19 protein-coding genes are annotated in these 20743 nt (G+C 57.1%); 2 read left to right on the plus strand and 17 right to left on the minus strand.

Annotation, left to right across the window (positions count from 1 at the left end; genetic code table 11):
- Positions 1–2 precede the first annotated feature (2 nt).
- The 11 genes from urtB to SVU69_04830 all read right to left on the minus strand — a co-directional run bounded on the left by urtB (position 3) and on the right by SVU69_04830 (position 10098).
- Positions 3–1661, minus strand: coding sequence for an urea ABC transporter permease subunit UrtB (urtB, locus tag SVU69_04780; protein MDY6942310.1), 1659 nt, complete (start codon positions 1659–1661; stop codon positions 3–5).
- Between the two features lie 126 nt (positions 1662–1787).
- On the minus strand, positions 1788–3092 hold the full coding sequence (gene urtA, locus SVU69_04785; GenBank protein MDY6942311.1) for an urea ABC transporter substrate-binding protein: 1305 nt from the start codon (positions 3090–3092) through the stop codon (positions 1788–1790).
- Positions 3093–3163: 71 nt separating this feature from the next.
- Positions 3164–3919 carry a TorF family putative porin gene (locus SVU69_04790; GenBank protein MDY6942312.1) on the minus strand — a complete coding sequence of 252 codons (756 nt, stop codon included), beginning with the start codon at positions 3917–3919 and terminating at the stop codon, positions 3164–3166.
- A gap of 216 nt (positions 3920–4135) precedes the next feature.
- Positions 4136–4807 (minus strand): urease accessory protein UreG, encoded by a 672-nt coding sequence (gene ureG, locus SVU69_04795; protein ID MDY6942313.1) that lies wholly within the window; start codon positions 4805–4807, stop codon positions 4136–4138.
- Positions 4808–4827: 20 nt separating this feature from the next.
- A complete protein-coding gene (locus tag SVU69_04800) occupies positions 4828–5514 on the minus strand; it encodes an urease accessory protein UreF (GenBank protein ID MDY6942314.1) in 687 nt (228 codons plus the stop codon).
- Positions 5507–5962: an urease accessory protein UreE gene (gene ureE / locus SVU69_04805; GenBank protein MDY6942315.1), complete on the minus strand. Its 456-nt coding sequence runs from the start codon at positions 5960–5962 to the stop codon at positions 5507–5509. The genes SVU69_04800 and ureE overlap by 8 nt, the downstream gene beginning before the upstream one ends.
- A gap of 191 nt (positions 5963–6153) precedes the next feature.
- Complete coding sequence (gene ureC, locus SVU69_04810; protein ID MDY6942316.1) at positions 6154–7857, minus strand: urease subunit alpha; 1704 nt, start codon at positions 7855–7857, stop codon at positions 6154–6156.
- Positions 7854–8171, minus strand: a complete 318-nt coding sequence (locus tag SVU69_04815) for an urease subunit beta (GenBank protein ID MDY6942317.1) — start codon at positions 8169–8171, stop codon at positions 7854–7856. Before SVU69_04815 ends, ureC begins: the two co-directional genes overlap by 4 nt.
- A 90-nt stretch (positions 8172–8261) precedes the next feature.
- Positions 8262–8564 carry an urease subunit gamma gene (ureA, locus tag SVU69_04820; protein ID MDY6942318.1) on the minus strand — a complete coding sequence of 101 codons (303 nt, stop codon included), beginning with the start codon at positions 8562–8564 and terminating at the stop codon, positions 8262–8264.
- A 14-nt stretch (positions 8565–8578) separates the two neighbouring features.
- Entirely contained in the window at positions 8579–9508 is a 930-nt protein-coding gene (locus tag SVU69_04825) for an urease accessory protein UreD (protein ID MDY6942319.1), read from the minus strand.
- Positions 9427–10098, minus strand: a complete 672-nt coding sequence (locus SVU69_04830; protein MDY6942320.1) for an urease accessory protein UreH — start codon at positions 10096–10098, stop codon at positions 9427–9429. Before SVU69_04830 ends, SVU69_04825 begins: the two co-directional genes overlap by 82 nt.
- 385 nt (positions 10099–10483) lie before the next feature.
- On the opposite strand from SVU69_04830, the gene SVU69_04835 reads away from it, so the two are divergent.
- Positions 10484–11392 (plus strand): hypothetical protein, encoded by a 909-nt coding sequence (locus tag SVU69_04835; GenBank protein ID MDY6942321.1) that lies wholly within the window; start codon positions 10484–10486, stop codon positions 11390–11392.
- Positions 11393–11403: 11 nt separating this feature from the next.
- Here SVU69_04835 and SVU69_04840 read toward each other — a convergent pair whose 3' ends face one another.
- Both SVU69_04840 and SVU69_04845 read right to left on the minus strand, forming a co-directional pair.
- Positions 11404–13293, minus strand: a complete 1890-nt coding sequence (locus tag SVU69_04840) for a prolyl oligopeptidase family serine peptidase (protein ID MDY6942322.1) — start codon at positions 13291–13293, stop codon at positions 11404–11406.
- A complete protein-coding gene (locus SVU69_04845; GenBank protein ID MDY6942323.1) occupies positions 13294–14082 on the minus strand; it encodes an NRDE family protein in 789 nt (262 codons plus the stop codon).
- Positions 14083–14287: 205 nt separating this feature from the next.
- Between SVU69_04845 and SVU69_04850 the strand changes: the two genes are divergently transcribed.
- On the plus strand, positions 14288–15622 hold the full coding sequence (locus tag SVU69_04850; protein MDY6942324.1) for an NAD(P)/FAD-dependent oxidoreductase: 1335 nt from the start codon (positions 14288–14290) through the stop codon (positions 15620–15622).
- Between the two features lie 70 nt (positions 15623–15692).
- Here the strand turns inward: SVU69_04850 and ntrC are convergent, their stop codons facing one another.
- The 4 genes from ntrC to glnA all read right to left on the minus strand — a co-directional run bounded on the left by ntrC (position 15693) and on the right by glnA (position 20542).
- Complete coding sequence (gene ntrC / locus SVU69_04855) at positions 15693–17114, minus strand: nitrogen regulation protein NR(I) (GenBank protein ID MDY6942325.1); 1422 nt, start codon at positions 17112–17114, stop codon at positions 15693–15695.
- The gene (gene glnL, locus SVU69_04860) at positions 17101–18237 is read right to left on the minus strand and encodes a nitrogen regulation protein NR(II) (GenBank protein ID MDY6942326.1); all 1137 of its coding nucleotides are present in this window, start codon (positions 18235–18237) and stop codon (positions 17101–17103) included. The genes ntrC and glnL overlap by 14 nt, the downstream gene beginning before the upstream one ends.
- 264 nt (positions 18238–18501) lie before the next feature.
- The gene (locus SVU69_04865; protein ID MDY6942327.1) at positions 18502–19044 is read right to left on the minus strand and encodes a DUF4124 domain-containing protein; all 543 of its coding nucleotides are present in this window, start codon (positions 19042–19044) and stop codon (positions 18502–18504) included.
- A gap of 88 nt (positions 19045–19132) precedes the next feature.
- Positions 19133–20542: a glutamate--ammonia ligase gene (gene glnA, locus SVU69_04870; GenBank protein ID MDY6942328.1), complete on the minus strand. Its 1410-nt coding sequence runs from the start codon at positions 20540–20542 to the stop codon at positions 19133–19135.
- Positions 20543–20743: the final 201 nt, after the last annotated feature.

Consider the following 20743-nt stretch of genomic DNA (forward strand, 5'->3'; position numbering starts at 1 on the left):
CATCAGCCCTCCGCCGCCCGGCCTTTCTGCGGAAACAAACCGCGGGGTCGGCGCTGAATGAACAATATGATGAACACCAGGACCAGCGTCTTGGCCAACACCGCCCCGGAATAGGGCTCCAGGAACTTGTTCGCCACTCCCAACGTGAGCCCGCCAACGAGCGTACCCCAGATATTCCCAACGCCGCCGAATACCACAACCATAAAAGAATCGATGATGTACGCCTGCCCCAGATTGGGTCCTACATTGGTCAGCTGGCTGAGCGCCACACCGGCAACGCCGGCAATGCCCGAGCCCAGACCAAAGGTCAACGCATCAATCCAGTTGGCGCGAATACCCATGGCGCGGGCCATGGCACGATTTTGAGACACGGCCCGCACTTTAATACCCAGCGTGGTTCGGTTGAGCACGAGCCACAACAAGGCAAAGACAAGCAAACTGAATAGCAAGATGTAAAGGCGGTTGTACGTCAACGACAACGCACTGTTGATTTCCAGCGAACCACTCATCCAACTCGGCGTTGCCACCGACCGATTCAAGGGCGAGAAAATGGATCGCACCGTTTGCTGCAACAACAAACTCACACCAAAGGTCGCCAACAGCGTTTCCAACGGCCGCCCATAGAGGAACCGAATAACGCCTCGCTCGATCAAGATACCCACCAGACCCGATACTAAGAACGCCGTCGGAATAGCCAGCAACACCGACCACCCAATCTGGTCGGGAAGTAGCTGCTGGATGACATAGGTGGTGTACGCGCCCAGCATGATGAGCTCACCGTGGGCCATGTTGATAACGCCCATGACCCCAAAGGTAATCGCCAAACCGATGGCCGCGAGAACCAAAACCGAGCCCAAACTCAAGCCGAAAAACACCGTTTCGATGAGCTCGTAAAAGGCTACTCGCGATTCGATGTCGCGCAACGCTTTTGCGGCTGACGCCCGTACCTCGGTGTCAGACTCCCCGAAATGCCCGTCAGAATCGGTCTCGGTCATCGCACGCAGGCGGTTGGCCACGACCGGCAACAAGCTTCCGGCGACAATGTCGATCGCGGCCAAGCGGACCGCACGGTCGCCATGGCTCAGGTCGTTCAGCGCCAAGGCCACGGCCAATTGACGTTTAACCCCCTGATCGGACTCCACAGCAAGTCGCTCAACAAAGAGCTGAATGATTTCCGGCTCCGCCTGACCCGTCAGTTCCTTAACCGCCGCCGAACGAACATCCGGCTCCGGATCGGAAAGGCTTAAGGTAGCGATCTGCATCTTCAGCAAACCGCGAATTGTGTTGTTGATCGAAATACGCTTGACCGCTCGCTTGCCTACGACACCGAGTGCTTCGCCCGATAAGACGTCGGCGACGGAATACCCGTCCGAAACGGGAGTGACAAGCACCACGGCATCGAAAGGCTTGGCATAGTAAAGGTCGCCGTCTAAAAGCTGCTTAAAAAGTGGCAGGACGCGACGATCCGGAGACTGCGCCAAGCTTTCGATGACTCGGGCTTTGGCCGCGAAGCTCCGCGTGTTGAGTTCGGCCAACTGCTCGGCCAGGGAAACATCACGTTCGCTCGCTGCGACACTGGGCGGACCCGACATGCCGAGCATGACCAGCAGCACTGCCAGGAAACAACGAACGGACCGACCTACGTGAATCAGCGATCCCATGGCTCGATCCCCCATCGACCTGTCAAGCGCGGTTTCCCGTGAAACCGCAGGACCAATATCACTTGGAACATTACAGAAAGAAAAGGCTGGGCCGGAACACCGGCCCAGCCTGAATGCTATGGCGATCTACTCGTAATTTTGCCCGGAGCACTGGCCGGTTTTGATGTTGAAATTCCCGCAGTTTACCGGCGGTGTCCAATCGGCAATGATGTCTTTGCTGCCGGGGAGAAAGTCGGACCAAGCGTCACCAATCACGGTACCCGGCGTTTCCCAGACCACTTCGAACTGGCCATCGTCTTGAATTTCCCCAATCAATACCGGCTTGGCCAAGTGGTGATTGGGGTACATCACCGAAACGCCGCCGGTCAAATTGGGATAAGTCATGCCGATCATCGCTTTGGCAACCGCATCGGTGTCGGTGGTACCGGCCTGTTCCACCGCCTTAACCCACATGTTGAAACCGATGTAATGGGCCTCCATGGGGTCATTGGTCACGCGGTCGGAATCTTTGATGAACTTATGCCAAGCTTGAATGAATTCGTCGTTCTCTTCGCTGTCTACACTCATGAAGTAGTTCCAGGCAGCGAGGTGGCCCACCAAAGGCGCGGTGTCGATTCCGGAGAGTTCTTCCTCACCGACCGAGAATGCCACCACCGGAATCTCATCGGCCGAAACGCCTTGGTTACCCAACTCTTTATAGAAGGGTACGTTGGCATCACCGTTAATGGTGGAGACAACTGCGGTTTTCTTGCCCGCCGAACCGAACTTCTTGATCTCAGAGACAATGCTCTGCCAGTCTGAGTGTCCGAACGGTGTGTAATTGATCATTATATCGGCGTCCGCCACGCCTTTGGCCTTGAGATATGCCTCTAAAATCTTGTTGGTCGTCCGCGGATAAACGTAGTCCGTTCCGGCCAGCACCCAGCGCTCGACACCCAAATCATTCATCAAATAGTCCACCGCGGGGACGGCCTGCTGATTGGGCGCCGCGCCGGTGTAAAAGACATTCTTCGAGGATTCTTCGCCCTCATACTGAACCGGATAGAAAAGCAAGCCGTTCAGTTCTTCGAAAACCGGCAGCACCGATTTGCGCGAAACGGAAGTCCAACAACCAAAAGTGACAGCCACTTTGTCTTTGGCGATCAGTTCCCGGGCTTTTTCAGCAAACAAAGGCCAGTTGGAGGCCGGATCCACCACCACCGGTTCGAGCTTCTTACCCAACACACCGCCTTTCCGATTCTGCTCTTCGATCAGCATCAGCATGGTGTCTTTGAGGGTTGTCTCACTGATCGCCATGGTTCCCGAAAGCGAATGCAAAATTCCCACTTTGATGGTCGATTCCGCATAAGCCGCCGGCAAGGCCAAGGTAAAACACAGCGCGATGCTTGCAACCAGACGCACTCGATCCTGCGATATCCGCCCGTTTCGCATGGTGGACCTCCTTTGGAATTCGTATTAGAAAGAGGCCTGCCCGCCGTGTAGACGGGCAGGTTAAACGAAGTTTAGATGATGCCGAACTTGTAGCTGACGCTCAGCACCATGGTATCGCCTTGTTCTTGTTCTGCACGGTCTTCACCACCAAAGATGTAGGTGACGGCCATGTCGGCGCCGGTGCTACCGATGGGATGCGACAAGGTCAGGTTGGCGTGACGGAAGCCGGAGTCTTGCAACGTAACACCACCGAGCTCGTCGTTATCGTCGTCGTCATAGGTGTAGTAGCCGATATCGACGGCCAAGCTGAAGTCGGCTGGCAACGCGAAGGCATAGCCGGCGGTCCAGTAGATATCGCCACTGTTACCCCAGAAGCCATCGTTGATCAGGTACTGAGCTTGCACGTAACCGTCAAGGAAGTTGAAAGCCAAGACGGCTTCGGTGAGATCCGAATCATCCACACCGATGTAATAGTACTGGATGACGCCAACGTCGAAGCCGTAATCACCGAAGCTGGGAGCGAAACCGACATAAAAGTCGTTCTCGAAACCGCTGCTGACGGGGTCATCAACCGGATCAGAGTAGTAGGTGTAATCCAGATTAGAAGCCCACCAACCGGCATAGAAACCGCTGTCGTGAGCATAGTCCAGCCCGCCTTGAACAGCCGTGTTGCTGTTCTCAGCTGCCGCAGTGATCCCACGTAGAACGTACTTTGAGTAAACGCCGATGTTACCGGACAACTCTGCGTGAGCTGCGCTGGCACCGAAAGCCATAGCGGAAACTAAAGCAGCACCGGCGACCTTCTTTTGGATGTTATTTCCTCTCATAACAAAGCATACTCCTAGCTGTATTGAAACACCCGTTTACCAGACAGCCCAACGTCCGTACGGGTTTTCGTTGGTCCCGACCTAATGAGCAATTCTTGTGCCATATGGCGAGAATCATTCATTTACCCCCGGGACATCGGTTTTTGGCCGACCATCGGCCAAAATCTTTGATATCAAACCTCCCCCAAACCATCCAGGATGGTGCGCCATTGGGCGCTACGCGCCTTTTTGGTGCAAATCGATCGGCTCAGGCGATGTCGAACGCCCGCTTCTACGGAGCATGCCGGCATCGACGATAAAATCCATGATGTGGCTCAAACCCTCCTGGGACTTGAGATTACTGAACACAAAAGGACGATCTTCCCGCATTTTTTTCGCATCGCGCCGCATGACATCCAACGAGGCGCCGACGTGCGGTGCCAGATCGATTTTGTTGATCACCAGAAGATCGGAACGCGTGATTCCCGGCCCCCCCTTGCGGGGAATCTTGTCTCCGGCCGAAACGTCGATGACATAGATCGTCAGGTCCGAAAGTTCGGGACTGAAGGTGGCCGCCAGATTGTCGCCGCCACTTTCAATAAAAACGACATCCAAATCGGGAAATCGGGATGACAGCTCCGCCACGGCGGAGAGATTCATCGATGCATCCTCCCGAATGGCGGTATGCGGACAACCGCCGGTTTCCACACCCATGATGCGGTCCGACGTGAGCGCCTGACTGCGGGTAAGAAAATCCGCATCTTCACGGGTATAGATATCATTCGTCACGACGGCGATCTGGAAGTGTTCTCTCATTTGTTTGCACAAAGCGTCGACCAAAGCCGTTTTGCCGGAGCCCACAGGGCCGCCGATTCCCACTCTCAATGCGCCATGCTTGGTCTGTTCCATATCGTTATTTCCTCCGCGGCTCAGGAACGAAACAGCCGGACCCGCTGCGTTTCATGCTGAGCTGACGCGAGCGCGAGACCCACGGCCAGTTGGCCGATCTCACCGTCGCGACAGTCCAACCCGCGCGCCACCGACGTCGGCATTTGTCGCTGCAATTGACTTAACAGGCGCTGCCCGGCGGTTTGCCCGAGCGGAACCAGCTTAATGGCCGCCGCCACTTGATTTTCCGTCCAGCTCCACAGATAACCCAGCAGAGTCTCCCGAAGCGGAATCCGCCATGCGACACCCGCGAGCGAAAACGCATTGGCAAATGCCGTCGGTCCGGTCCACGACTTCGCCTGCGGCACATCCAAGTCCGCCAACAGCCGCATCAATGCCCCACCCAATTGCGTATCTTCGGCCCGCAGTTCGCGCGATTCCCGATTGGCCAGCAAAAAAGCATTCCAATGCTTCACCGCGAGTTCATTATCCTCCGTCTGCCAAGCACGATATAGGCGCGTCAAACAAGGCAAATCAAGCATCGATAGACTGTGGCTCAACAGGCCACCTATCCAATTTAAGGCGCTGCTTTCGTCGTTCACCCAACCGACGTGTACGGCGTATTCCAAACCCTGTGACCAGGCGAAGGCGCCCACCGGCAAAGCCGGGCTCGTCACCTGCAACAAACGCAGCAATCCGGCGTCGTCTAATGGGACTGAACTAGCCATGCGAATGCCCATGGTGCGTATGTTGGCTGTAGGCACCCGATTCCGGTTCGAACGGTGCTTGTTCAGACCGCACCACCAACCCTAATCCGACCACCATCTCGTCCAAGACATGGTCCTTCTGATAGCTAAGCCATCCCTCACCCATCTGAATGGGTACGTGACGATTCCCCAAATGATAGGCGCAACGAGCCAATTGGAAAGCGTCAGGTGTTGAAGCGATCGACAATGATTCGGCAGCCGCCACGACACGTATGAAGCGTCCTGCCTCATCTCGCAGCAGATCACCCCCTCGCAGAATCGTGCCCCTCGGCAAAAACAAACCGATTTGTTCTCCGCTATCGAGACAAACCCGCTGTCTACTTTTTTGTCTGTCCTCAAAGGGCAATGTCACGGAACTTGTGACATCCTGATCGCAAGCGGTACTGACAATCTCGCGAACTTCGATCAAACGAGGCCTCCTTCGCGCGCTAGTGTAACCCATCTGTCACAATTGCGCCCCATAGCAGTGCGAGGGAATTGCAGTTTGATCGCCCACCTCACGCCCGACCCCGGATCGACCATGGATCATCCATCGCCGCCCGTTAACTTTTGAACTGATAAGCGCGGCACCAAGTGAAACCCGACCAAGCGCCAACAGCGTCAGAACAAAAAGTATCTCTGCGCGAGGGGTAACACATCGGCCGGCTCGCAGGTCAGAAGTTCGCCATCCGCGCGGACCTCGTAAGTTTGTGGGTCCACCTCCATGTGCGGTAGCCGGTCGTTGAGTCGCATATCGCTTTTCGACAACTGGCGCGTTCCCCGCACAGGCACCACCCGCCGGGCCAAGCCCAGGCGCTCGGGCACGCCCGCATCGATGGCAGCTTGAGACATAAACGTGGCCGACGTGGCAGGCAGGGCTTTACCAAGCGCCCCGAACATCGGTCGGTAGTGGACGGGCTGTGGCGTCGGGATGGAAGCATTTGGATCGCCCATCGGTGCTGCGGCGATGAATCCGGACTTCAAAATCAGGGCGGGCTTGGCGCCGAAAAACGCCGGTTTCCACAACACGATGTCCGCCAATTTGCCGGGCTCTAAGGAACCCACCTCATGCGCAATACCGTGCGTGATCGCCGGATTGATGGTGTACTTCGCGATGTACCGACGCGCCCGCAGGTTGTCGGCCCGGTCGCTATCCTCCGGCAGGGGACCGCGTTGCACTTTCATCTTGTGGGCGGTCTGCCAAGTGCGGCATATCACCTCACCGACACGACCCATGGCTTGTGAATCGGAAGCGATCATGGAGAAAGCGCCCAGATCGTGAAGGATATCCTCCGCGGCGATGGTTTCACGGCGGATCCGCGAATCGGCGAAAGCGACATCCTCCGGGATATTGGGATCAAGATGGTGGCAGACCATCAGCATATCCAGATGCTCATCCACGGTGTTGACGGTATAAGGCCGAGTGGGGTTGGTGCTCGAGGGCAGCACGTTCGCCTCACCACAGGCCTTGATGATGTCGGGCGCATGCCCGCCGCCGGCCCCTTCCGTATGGTAGGTGTGAATCGTCCGGCCTTTGAAGGCCGCCAAGGTGTTCTCGACGAAACCGGACTCATTGAGCGTGTCCGTGTGAATCGCGACTTGGACATCGTATTGGTCCGCCACCGACAGGCAGCAATCGATGGCGGCGGGCGTGGTGCCCCAGTCTTCGTGCAATTTCAGTCCGATGGCCCCCGCGGCTACCTGTTCCTCGATGGCTGCCGGAAGACTGGCATTGCCTTTACCGAGAAAGCCCAGATTCATGGGCAAGCCCTCCGCCGCCTCCAACATCCGGGCGATGTTCCAGGGACCCGGCGTGCAGGTCGTGGCATTGGTCCCAGTCGCCGGGCCGGTGCCGCCACCCAACATGGTCGTCACCCCGGACATCAACGCTTCTTCGATTTGCTGCGGACAGATGAAATGAATATGAGCATCGATTCCGCCGGCGGTGGCGATCAGCCCCTCTCCGGCGATGGCTTCCGTACCCGGCCCGATGACGATATCCACACCCGGCTGCACATCGGGGTTTCCTGCCTTGCCGATGGCGGCGATTCGCCCTTCCTTAATGCCGATATCCGCTTTGACGATACCCCAGTAGTCCACAATGAGGGCGTTGGTGATAACCGTATCGACAGTGGTCGCCGATGCTTGCTGACTCTGGCCCATGCCATCCCGAATGACTTTGCCGCCGCCGAACTTGACCTCCTCACCGTAGATGGCATGGTCTTTCTCGACTTCGACCCAAAGCTCGGTGTCCCCCAAGCGAACGCGATCGCCGGTCGTGGCGCCGTACATATCCGCATAAGCCCGTCGATCGATAGGACTCATTGGGCATCTCCCAGCTCACCCATGACGGCAGCGTTAAATCCAAAAACGCGCCGAGCTCCCGAATAGGCGACCAGTTCCACTTCCCGCGTTTGGCCGGGCTCAAAACGCATCGCTGTCCCGGCGGGTATGTTCAAACGGTAGCCACGCGCCGCCTGCCGATCGAAATGCAAACCAGGATTGGTTTCGAAAAAATGGTAGTGCGATCCCACCTGAATAGGCCGATCACCGGTGTTGGCCACCTGGATGCGAACGGTCGGACACCCCTCGTTTAAGGTCAACTCGCCCGGTGCCGTATCAATCTCGCCCGGAATCATCGCCTCGGCCTCCTTGTCCTCGCGGAACGTTGGTAAAACATGTGTTGTTCGTGGTTTGGCATCCGCCACCGAAGTCTTGGGAAATTCACTCTAGAGAATAGGATTGTGAACCGTGACCAGTTTGGTTCCGTCGGGGAACGTGGCTTCGACCTGGACCTCATGGATCATCTCGGCTACGCCTTCCATGACCTCGTCGCGGGTGAGAAGCGTGCGTCCATGTGCCATCATTTCTGCTACCGACTTACCGTCCCGCGCGCCTTCCATAATCGCTGCGGAAATGTAGGCGACCGCTTCCGGGTAATTCAGTTTCACACCACGCGCTAAACGCCGTTCGGCCAGCAGCGCGGCGGTGAACAACAAGAGCTTGTCCTTTTCTCTCGGCGACAATTCCATGCCTTAACCCTATTTCAGCTATTCCAAATCCGTGGCGCACACGCCGCCCGCCCGACAGCGACCGGACGAAGAACGGACCACGCCATCTTCAACAACTCCCGCGCCTGAGCGGCACTATTGCCACGGTAGCGGACCACCAATACTTCGGGCAATTGAGTCACGGCCCACAAGGCTGAACCATCCGGTTCCGGGAGGGCATCGGTCAACTGTTGATCAAGACCAGGATAATTGCCTGTGAGAACAAACGAGGCCACTACCGAATGCCCAGCCAATCCCCATGGCTCTCTCATAATGGGGTAACCGCCATCGTAAGCGGCCCGCTCCAGAAACAAGGGCTTGCCGTTCCGAAGCAGCTTCATCGATAAGCTGCAATGCCCGGTCGCGAAATCGTCACCGGCGGCAGGTCTTCCCAAGCACAGAATTTCCCAGCCCGCAAATCGACCGTCGTCGGCCAACACCACTTCGGTGGGCGCGACCCATTTCGCGGCGCCGTAAACGATGGTCTCTTGGGGTAACCATTCCAGCGAAGCCCCCGATTCGATATGAAACGATTGCGCCTGGACGACCGACTCACCCCCCGATCGATAGCACTTCCCGGCGGCGGGTGTGGTGATCAGTGCGTGGGCCCGGGCCCCGACTGTCACCTGCGTGGTGAGCTGATCACCTCCCACCAAGCCGCCCGGCGGGTGAAGCAAACACACATGACACACCCCGGGACCCTCAGGATAAAACGGACGCTGGACCATCAACGGCCCTTGATGTCGGCGCTCAGACAAGACCGTGCGCTCACCCGCGCGTGCAAAACCCAACCGAATTCCAGCCTGCCATCCCGGAGCCGCAGAAACTCGCGCTTCGGTTGCGCTCAAAACCAATACCCCTGCAACAGATAGAACCCGAAACCGATGGCCAGACTCGCCGATGCCGCTCGCAAGCGATTCACCCATACGCCCTTTCCCCGACGACCTAACCGAAACAGGCCATCGAGTGCGCGGCCGAGCGCCAACATCGCCAACAAAACCCCTAGGGCGAACAGCACCAGGTACAGCATGCCCAGCCAGGGGGAGGTCAGTTGAGTCAACGGGAGCAAGGCCAGCAGCGACGCCGATCCCGCCAGACCGTGCAGCGAGCCCACCATCACGGCGAGCTGTCCCGAACGGTGCGTGGGCAAACCGGACACGTGAAGATGCCGTCCGTGCCGCCCATGGCGGTGCAGTTGCAAGGGCGGCACACCAAAACCCAAGGTCCAAAAAACCCATATCCCCAGTGCAATGAGCACGTAGGCGACCAGGCTTTCCGCGATCTCACTGAGCATCACCGGCATGGCTTGGCCAGCAAATAACACGCCAGCACCAATGAGAAGCAACACCGCACCATGGCCCAGCGCCCATCGACCGCAAAACGCCAACGAGGAACGCCGGTTTCCGCGATCATTTCCTAAATTGGCAACGGCCAAAACGTGATCAGGGTCCAAGGCATGTAGAAGCCCTAAGGCGAAGCCAAGGCCCAGGGCCGCCGAGATGCTGGCTGCATCCATGAATCACCCACCGCAGGAAAGCTGCCGTCCGATAGTGGCCCGAGCTACTGACCATCCACCGACCGTGGACAACAGAATTGAGGATAAACCCGATTATTAAAGAATAACGATCCGCCCAATCCTGGCAATAGTTATTGATCATCGGAGCGATTTGGTGCAACTTAACAGAATCGCTCGCCAATGAAATTGGGGAACAATAGTTTCGTTAAAACAACAAGGTAAATGTCCAGCCGATGCTTCCGGCGCCCCGCGACGGTGCAAACGCAGGGCCCCTCGGCGAGGTGGCACGGAACGACACCGGCGCAACAAAAGACCGCACAGGCCGGGGAAATCAGCGGTATCAGACGGATTATTCTGAAAAAATAACAAGGACAAGTTTAATAAAATGCGATGGCCTACGATCCCACTTGTATTGCTGATCCTGACCGCTCCAGCACCATCGACAGCCAGCTGCGACTATTCGCGAGGCATTGCCCCTGACGGTGACGAAACGCTGTTTGACGGCTACTTTTTAGGCGGCGACGAATGCTTCTACGATCCCGCCCACACCGACGCCCAATCGGTTCCCGCATTCAGCCACCCTTCCCTTCGGAGCGAGCGGCGGCGGATCTACTATGTCAACGGCGCATCGGCGACGGCCGCACGGGAAGCGGCGAAATTACGGGAGTTGGCAACGACACACCAATTAGCCGTCGTCGGAATCTATTTTTCGTCCACCGGCAGAGCCGATGCTTTGGTCAACGTTAACCCGAACCAGTCTCGCAGCCGGGCGGTGGATACCCTAACCAAGTTGATTGTCCAACACCTGGAAAAACGCGAAATCATTCAAATCCGAAGTGGCAGCGCGGGCACGCTGGTGGTCGCCGATGCACTTCAGAACGTGGAAGCGTTGGCGAAGGCACGTACCCGTGATCGGTCATCAGCGCGTCGGTGGCTTGAGCTTGTCCGGTTCGAGAGTCACGGCTCGATCGCCCGCGACTATCCTGACGGTCCCCAGTATGTTCACTACGTCAATGTCCGGGATCCGGTTCCCAATACGGCCGGCGTGGCAAGCCCCGGTGCCCACCCCGGCGCCCATGCGATGATGGCCTATTTCTCCGACGCGCGTTCGCCCATCGAGGCGCAATTGGATGTGCTGCCGATACCCTTACAGGTCTTCTTAAGCGCCCACGGTTTTTCTGTCTACAACGCCTATCGACGGCCGTTTGAAGACGTTTACCGCGTCGCCAGATCAACACCGCTTTCGCTCGGCCGCGTGTGGTTGAGTCGGTTGGAACCCCGAACCGGATTCTGAACCCGGTGATCTTAGAGTTCCAACACCCGCTGGTAGAACGCCAGTTCGTCCTTCAGGCAAGCGATGGTGGTTTCTGCCCGACGGAAGCCGTGACCTTCATGAGCAAAGGACCGATAGGTAACATCCAGATTTCTTCGGCCTAGCGCGGCCACCAAGCCTTCCGCTTGATCCGGCGGAACCACTTTGTCCTTCAGTCCCTGAAAAAACAACACCGGGCGATTGAAACCATCGAGCTGAAACAACGGCGAACGCGCACGATAAAGATCAGAGGCCTCAGGCCAGGGACCGACCAGACGGTCCAAATAGCGGGATTCAAACTTGTGTGTATCACGCGTGAGCGACTCCAGATCGCTGATTCCGTAGTAGCTGGTCCCGGCTGCGAAGATGTCGTAAAAGCACAAAGCACACAACACAGTATAACCACCGGCGCTGCTGCCGCTGATTACCATACGACGTCTGTCGACCCGACCATTCTCGGCCAGGAAACGGGCGCCTTCCACACAGTCGGCCACGTCAGCTACTCCCCACTGACCCTCCAGGGCATCTCGATAAGCGCGGCCGTATCCTGTACTCCCCCGATAGTTGACATCCAAAACAGCAAATCCACGGCTGGTCCAAAACTGAATGCGGGGGTCGAAAGCCGTGGTCGCCCGACTGGTGGGGCCGCCATGGCACTTCACCAGCAACGGCGGCAGGGTATTCTCCGGCGCGCGGTACTCGTCGTTGCGCGGCGGGTAAAACAAACCATGGGCCGACGCGCCTCCTTCGGTCGGAAACGAGATGGGTTCCGGCGTGGATACAAGCGTCGGTTTTAAAGGGGCCTCGCCCATCTGTCGGCGCCGCATCGTCTCAATGCCCCCCACCGGTACGTCGACGAGAACCGGCGGCTCATGAGGCGATGCGGCGACGAAATTCACGCCGATCTCACCCGCGCGAATGTCTTCATATTCGGTCCATGGAAGATCCAAAATCTTAAAAGCCCCGGTACCCGGATTCAACTGGCCCAACCATCGACGGCCATCCCGAATAAAGACGCACAACAGATGGCCGTCCGGCAAGATCGCATAGCTGCGCATGTCGAACTGCCATTGCGGAAAACCGAAATCGGCCGACATCGGACAGAGGTTGCGGGAGCAGGTGCCGTCCCAGTGATGAAGATTCCACCAACCACTCCGGTCCGAGATGTAGTACAAGCCGCCATCTGGAGAAAATTCGGGTTGGCACAGGGACTCCGCGGCCGATCCCGCGATCCGACGTTCTTGCACCAACTCGCCGGTCGAGGTCACATCCGAAAGCCACAATTCGCTACCATTCCAGGGCATATTGGGATGATCCCACGACAACCACGCCAGTCTCCGGCCGTCCGAACTCACCCGCGGGCTGGCATAAAAATCTCGTCCGGCTTGGAGAACTTCACACCGGTTCCGGCGGATAGCGACGATTTCCGCGCGCGGTTCGCCCCCCACCTGCTCATGCTCCGCGACGGCGATCAGACGCTGGTGCGGGACATCCCAAATCAAATCAGCGAATCGGCGCCGTGGATCGACCAGGTACGGTTCGGGCGCCACACCTTCTTCCAAGCAATAAATCGCTTGGTCCGCATCGTTGACGAACCAAAGATGGCCATCAGCAATCGCAAACGCACCACCGCCATACTCATGCACCCGACTTCGGACACTGAACGGTTCGGGCAACAAAAGTCGGGGATCCCGCCCCGGATCGGCGCAGTAAATCGCGACCCGGCCGCCTTCCTGTGGGACCGGTTGGGCCCAATACAACGTTCCACCGCTTTGGATTGGCCGAAAAGGAAAGGCACGCTGTGCCGCCACGGCGGCTGCGGACAGGGGGGAGATCCAGCGGCCATATGGCATCACCGGCAATGACGCGTCAGTATGATCCATTCAACCCGACTCCTGTCGCAACGCCCCGTTGGAGAACTCGATGCGGCGCGTTTCCTCAGCAGTGGCGTCCGGCTTGAAGGAACGCTCGATAAGGGTCACGTTGTCGTCATGATCGACCAGGAGCACGGTCGAAGCGCGGGTCCCGTAAAGCGGACTCTGAATGAAGATGGGCGATAACAAGCGTTCCCACTCGAGACCGATCCCCGTATCGGGCAGCTCCGAATCGGTCGCTTTATCCCGATCATAGAGCAGATCCAGCAGCGCGTTCGGATCGACCGCGTCCTCCTGAACGATGCCTTCAAAACGTTGTTTGCCCTTGATCACTTTGGGCCAGAGCGAATCCAGGCGGCCATTGCTCAGCCCGTAGATTCCGGGCGAGAGTTCATTTAAGAACGGCTGATGCCGGTTACAGGCGTACACCAGCGAATCGGCATCGCCAAGCAGGAGGTTGAAGCCATTATACTGATCACCGCAGCTCGACACAGACCGCGCATAATGGACCGGAGGCAGTGGTGTCGAGGCAAAGTTTTGAACCAGCTCCCCGCGCGAGCGTGCATCCGCGCGCCGGGAGGCTGGCTCGCGAACATTGGTCACGGCGGCAAAGCAACCGTCCGAACGCACCGCAAGCCAACTCCCGCCGCCTAGCAGGTCCCGCCCACCCGCTACGTTGGGCATATCGGGCCACACCCCAGCAGGCGAAGCGGGCCGATCATGGAATTCATCTCGATTTGCCGCCAGGATCACGCGATAGCGCGGATGCCGTTTCCAAGCAATAAACAGTACGCACATAAAATGATAACAAGCCCGCTCTTAGAACTAGCCGGGCCACGGTCGTTGTGTTTTCAGTTTAACATTCGCGTTTTAGCATCGGAGATTGACTGGCTCAGGTCATCCGGTAAACTACGCGGTCCCCACTACGGCCCGACTAAGGGTCTCGAATATGAGGCTTGACCTCAAACTCACACCACTTCACCCAAACTTCGTGCGAATTGGAATGGTTCAGTCAGAGCAAACTCAACATATTGTGATCGTCGGGGCAGGCTTTGCCGGTCTTCACGCAGCCCAGTTGTTATCGCGTGATCCCCATTTTTTCGTCACGATCGTCGATAAGCGTAACTATCATCTGTTCCAACCGCTACTGTATCAGGTAGCCACAGGCGGCCTGGCGCCCAGCGACATCGCCACACCGATTCGACACGTTCTCAGAGGCCGTCCTAATGTCCGCGTGGTCCAAGCGGCGATCACCGATATCGACCCGGAAAAGAAGAAAGTCCTCTACCGCGACGGCGAAATCCGCTACGACATTCTCATCGCCGCCTCGGGAGTTAAACACAGTTACTTCGGTAACGACCAGTGGCGGGAGTGCGCTCCGGGCCTGAAAACCGTTGAGCATGCCCTGGAGATGCGCCAGCGCATCTTCACCGCGTTTGAGGCGGCCGAGCTGGAAAAGGATTCAATCAAACAGAGGGCCTTGCTGAATTTCGTCATCGTCGGCGCGGGCCCGACCGGTGTGGAATTGGCGGGCGCCATCGGCGAGTTGGCCCAGCACACTTTGAAGCGCGAGTTCCAGAATATCAGCACTCCCGAGGCACGGATTATTCTGGCCGAGGGCGCAAACCAGGTTTTGCCGTCCTATCCGGAAAAACTGGCCAACTCCGCTCAACGGTATCTTGAAAGGCTGGGCGTGGAAGTGCGCACTCAAACGCTGGTCACCCAAATCGATCACGACCGCGTGGTGTTAAAGGATCAAAGCGGGAACGAAGAAACGCTGCCGGCGAAAACCGTTCTTTGGGCCGCAGGGGTCAAAGCGTCCCAGTTCGGACAGGCGCTGTCTAAAAAGTTGCGGTGTCAACTGGATCGGGCAGGCAAAGTGTATGTCAACGCGGATTTATCACTGCCAGATCACCCGGATATTTTTATCATCGGCGACCTGGCCCATTTCGAGCATCAAGGTGATAAGCCTTTGCCAGGCGTAGCACCCGTTGCGATGCAACAAGGCCGCTATGTCGCGCGTCTTCTAAGCGCAAGACGGCGGGGTAAGACCACGCCGCCATTTCGCTATCGAGATAAAGGCAGCATGGCCGTAATCGGACGCCATGCGGCCATAGCCGATTTGCGCTTCCTCCGACTCAGCGGAACACTGGCTTGGTACCTGTGGGTGGCCGTGCACATCATGGGACTGATCGAATTCGGTAACCGCTTGCTGGTGATGACCCGCTGGGCGTGGAGCTATGTCACCCGGAAAAGTGGCGCCCGCCTCATTACTAGCGTACCGGAAGCCAGAACCGAACAGGCGGGACGGGCCCATCGACCGCCGCCATCTTCCTGACCTGTCGCACCGACGCGTTCGCTCGGTTGTCGCAGTTGAGATGGGATCAATGGCCGTAATGCGCCGGCCACTAAACCGCGGCTAGATTCAGCTCCTTGATTTTCCTAGTCAAGGTATTACGACCCCAGCCCAGCAAACGAGCGGCTTCTTGGCGGCGCCCGCCAGTGTAATTCAGCGCAGTTTGAATCATGATCCGCTCGAAGTTGGGCGTGGCGTGACCCAGCAGATTGGCTTCGCCACTGGCCAGTTGCTGCTCCGCCCACTGCCGAAGTGCTTCTTCCCAACCTTGAATCGGCCCCTCGGCCTCCATCACGTCGGGGTTTCTCAACTCCGGCGGCAAGTCCTGCATATGGATCTCGCGCCCTGACGCCATCACCGTCAACCATCGACAGGCATTCTCCAACTGGCGAACGTTGCCGGGCCACTCCAACCGACACAAGTAGGCCTCCACGTTCGGGCGTAATACCTTCGGCTCCATATTCAGTTCTCTCGCCGCACGGTTTAGAAAGAACTTCAGCAGCAAAGGAATATCTTCCCGGCGTTCACGCAGGGGCGGTATTTGTATCCGAATCACATTGAGACGATGAAACAGATCCTCACGGAAATCTCCCGAGCGAACCAAGGCTTCAAGATTCTGGTGGGTGGCGGCGATGATGCGCACGTCGACTTTGATCGGCATGTGGCCCCCAACCCGGTAAAACTGGCCATCGGCCAGCACCCGCAATAGCCGTGTTTGCAAGTCGGCCGGCATATCGCCGATCTCGTCCAGAAACAGCGTCCCGCCGTCGGCTTGCTCGAACCGACCCCGACGCTGAGTCTGGGCGCCAGTGAAAGAACCGCGTTCGTGGCCGAACAACTCCGATTCCAGCAAATCCCTGGGTATGGCTGCCGTATTGATCGCGATGTAGGGCTTGTCCGCACGCGGACTGTGTCGGTGCAACGCTTTAGCGACCAACTCTTTGCCGGTGCCGGATTCGCCGTTGATGAGTACCGTAATGTGGGACCGACTCAAACGCCCGATAGCGCGGAACACCTCCTGCATGGCCGGGGCTTCGCCGATAATCGTGGGGATTTCAGATGCGTCGCCGTGATTCACCCCCATGGCCCGGCTCTGTTCCATGCGGTGCTTGAAGGCACGGCGAACGAGACCGACGGCCTCGTAAACGTCAAACGGTTTCGGTAAGTATTCGAAAGCCCCGCCTTGATACGACGCCACCGCGCTGTCCAAGTCGGAATGAGCGGTCATGACGATCACCGGAAGATCCGCCTCGACCTCATGGATTTGGCGCATGAACTCTAATCCGTCCATTCCGGGCATGCGCACATCGGTGACAATCACATCCGGTCGTTCGGTCTTCAAGCGGTACAACGCCTCTTCGGCGCCCTCGAAGCTTTGTGTGGCCATGCCATCATTGCGGAGCGCCTTTTCCAGCACCCAGCGCATGGAACGGTCGTCGTCGACGATCCAAACACTTACATCACTTGCACTCATGACTAGGCGGCTCCAAGGGTAAATAGATTGAGAATCGGGTACGGCCAGTGCGGCTCTCGCATTCAATCAGGCCACCGTGACGGCTCACTAAATCTTGCGCAATGGACAGTCCCAGGCCGGTCCCGTCAGCACGGCTGGTCACCATCGGATAGAACACATGCTCGACCACGTCTGCCGGGATACCCGGACCGTTGTCGATGACATCGACTCGAACGACTATTCGATGGCGTTGGTGGCCAATCGTCAACTGCCGCTCGGCCCGGGTTCTCAGCAGAATTTCAGCGTGACGACCTTCTGCTACTTGGGCATCCAAAGCTTGCGTGGCATTGCGCACGATGTTTAGTAATGCTTGAATAAGCTGATCAGGGTCGGCGATGATCGTAGGCAAACTGGGGTCATAATCGGGTATCAGTGTAATGCCGGGATGGCCTTCCGCTTCGACCAAGGTACGTACCCGTTCGACAACCTGATGAACGTTGATTTCTCGCATCCTGGGGAGCGTATTTGGACCCAGTAAGACATCTACCAGATTCTGCAGGCGGTCAGCCTCATCCATAATCACGCGGGTGTATTCACGTAAAGCCGCACTATCGAATTCATGCTCTAACAGCTGGGCCGCGCCCCGCAACCCGCCCAGGGGATTTTTGATCTCATGCGCCAGCCCTCGGACCACCGCCCGAGACGCGTGTTGCTGTGCCAACAACTGTTCATCCCGTGTGATCCGTTGATGCCGATCTTGCGCCGGCAACTCCAGCAACAAGCCAGGTTCCCCACGATCACCGACCAACGGCGTAACCACACAGTCGACCAATATGCCTTGGCTTGAATCATTCGCCGGATTCAGGCGCATCTGTCGCTCAGTGAACGGGCTATTGGTTGCCAAGGCTTCGGCCAGCTTGGATCGCAGGGCAGTAATACCCAGCGGGGTGTCATCAATGGAATGCCCGACCAAACGACGTGAACTGAAACCCAGCAGCATTTCACCGGCGCTGTTGAGATAACGAACAATTAGCTTCTGATCCAGATAAACCACTGCCGTGCTCAAGTAGTCCAGCAATTCGGATTGCAGACAACTCGATACGTCCGGAGACCTTTTTGTCTTGTCAGATGATCGATTGGTCATGGTCGCCTTAATGCAAAAACTGAACCAACAGAACGAAAACCGACATGTAGCGCCGGGCATGGCGGATACGGGCGATAGACGATGAGGTCAATTCGGAACCGGCGCAGATCAGCGCAATAGCAAAACCAAACGATTCGAGATGCGCTTAAGGAACTGATAACGATCTGATAATACGAGTATTTTCGTAATTACTAGCGCCACCCAAGGACATAAGAACGGTCCCGTCAATCTCACCAGAATCGACGCACCATTATAGTGCGCTCTTTACGGGGCGCGTAGTGGTGAGGGAATTGGTTGGGCACCGCCCAAGCGGCGTAAATGGAAGGTAGTGGACGAGGACACGACGACTTCGTTGGTCTCCTCGCGCACTTGGACGGTGAGCTGGTGGGTTCCCGGATTCACGTCTTCGATGGAAAATTGATTGGTGAGATAGCTGCCTTTTTCCTCGCCATCCAGGATGACCTGAATGCGATGCTCAGGCATCAATGACGGCTGGATATTCAGTTTGATCTCAACGTTTCCAAGATTGGTCAGAACAACCTCATCGACCGCCGGCGAAAGGACGGAGAAGCTCTGGTATTCAGCGTCAGCGGATGTCTTTGACGCAGCAGACTCTTTGGAATCACTCTGGGGAGGTAGTGCAGGAATCGTATGTGGATCGTCCAATTCCATCCGCTGGGCGCCAGGACGGGGCTCATCGGAATAGTGGCGGTTGCCATCTTCGTCGACCCAATAGTAAATCGTCGCGGCAAAGCCAGAAGCCGAGATAACAAAGCAGAGGAAAAAGCTGAAAACGCTGAACCGCATGTGGGGAAGATACTGCGTTTGGTCGCGTGAGGCAAATAGAGGCCCCTTGTTTGAGGGGCCTCTATCTGTCCGATCTCGACGATCTCTATTAGAGACTGTAGTACATGTCGAACTCGACCGGATGGGTGGTCATCCGCAGGCGCGTGACCTCGTCCATCTTGAGAGCGATGTAAGCATCGATCATGTCGTTGCTGAACACACCGCCGGCGGTAAGGAACTCACGATCACTATCCAAGCCCGCCAGTGCCTGGTCAAGCGCATTGGCCACCTGAGGAATCGCTTTTTCTTCCTCTGGCGGTAGATCGTAAAGATCTTTATCCATGGCGTCGCCCGGATGAATCTTGTTTCGAATTCCGTCCAAGCCGGCCATCATCATTGCCGAGAAGGCGAGATACGGATTGGCGGTGCTGTCCGGGAAGCGCACTTCGATACGACGCGCTTTGGGGCTGGATACCCAAGGGATTCGAACCGACGCACTGCGGTTACGGGCGGAATAAGCCAACATGACGGGTGCTTCGAAACCCGGCACCAAGCGCTTATAGCTGTTGGTGCTGGGATTGCTGAAGGCGTTGATGGCATGGGCGTGTTTGATCAAACCGCCAATGTAGTAGAGCGCGGATTCCGACAAACCGCCGTACTGGTCGCCCGAAAAGACGTTGGTACCGTCTTTGCTCAAGGACTGGTGGACATGCATGCCGTTGCCATTGTCACCGACCAGCGGCTTGGGCATAAAAGTAGCCGTTTTACCGTAGCCGAGGGCGACGTTCATGATAGCGTACTTCAGAATTTGAACTTCGTCCGCTTTGCGCACCAAGGTGCCGAACTTCACGCCGATTTCACATTGTCCGGCGGTTGCCACCTCATGGTGGTGTACTTCGGTGATCAGGCCCATCTCTTCCAGGGCTAAGCACATGGCACCGCGAATGTCGTGCAGCGAGTCGACCGGCGGGACGGGGAAATAACCGCCTTTTACACCAGGCCGGTGTCCCAAGTTACCGTCTTGATAGACCCGCTCGGTGTTCCAGGATGATTCTTCGGAGTCGACCTTGTAAAAAGAACCGCTGATATCGCTGCCCCAGCGCACATCATCGAATACGAAAAATTCGTTCTCGGGACCGAAATACGCGGTATCCGCAACACCAGTGGAACCGAGATAAGCCTCAGCGCGCTTGGCGATCGACCGCGGGCACCGATCATATCCTTGCATCGTGCTCGGTTCGACCACGTCACAACGCAAATGTATGGTCGTTTCTTCAAAAAACGGATCGAGCACCGCGGACTCGGCATCCGGCATGAGAATCATGTCGGATTCCTGAATCCCCTTCCAACCTGCAATGGATGAACCATCGAACATTTTCCCGGCTTCAAAGACATCTTCCTCAACCGTGTGGGCCGGCACAGTGACGTGCTGCTCTTTACCACGGGTGTCCGTGAAGCGGAAATCCACGAACTTAACATCCTTGTCCTTGAGCATCTTCATGACGTCGTTAGCGGACATTATTTTCCTCCACGATGCGAAACAATGAATCTCCCACCCGTTGCTCTTCGGGTCAGGCGATTTTCTGCCTTTTGCACAAACTATGCCACGCGACTGCAAGAGCATTTGCTTGGGAATGCCGGCAGTTACCCAGCGCCGCACATCAGCCATCGCACCATTATGGAGCGAAAAAAAACGGATTGCACCAAAATAGATCAACGA

This window comes from Pseudomonadota bacterium, from assembly GCA_034189865.1.
Taxonomy (GTDB): domain Bacteria; phylum Pseudomonadota; class Gammaproteobacteria; order UBA5335; family UBA5335; genus JAXHTV01.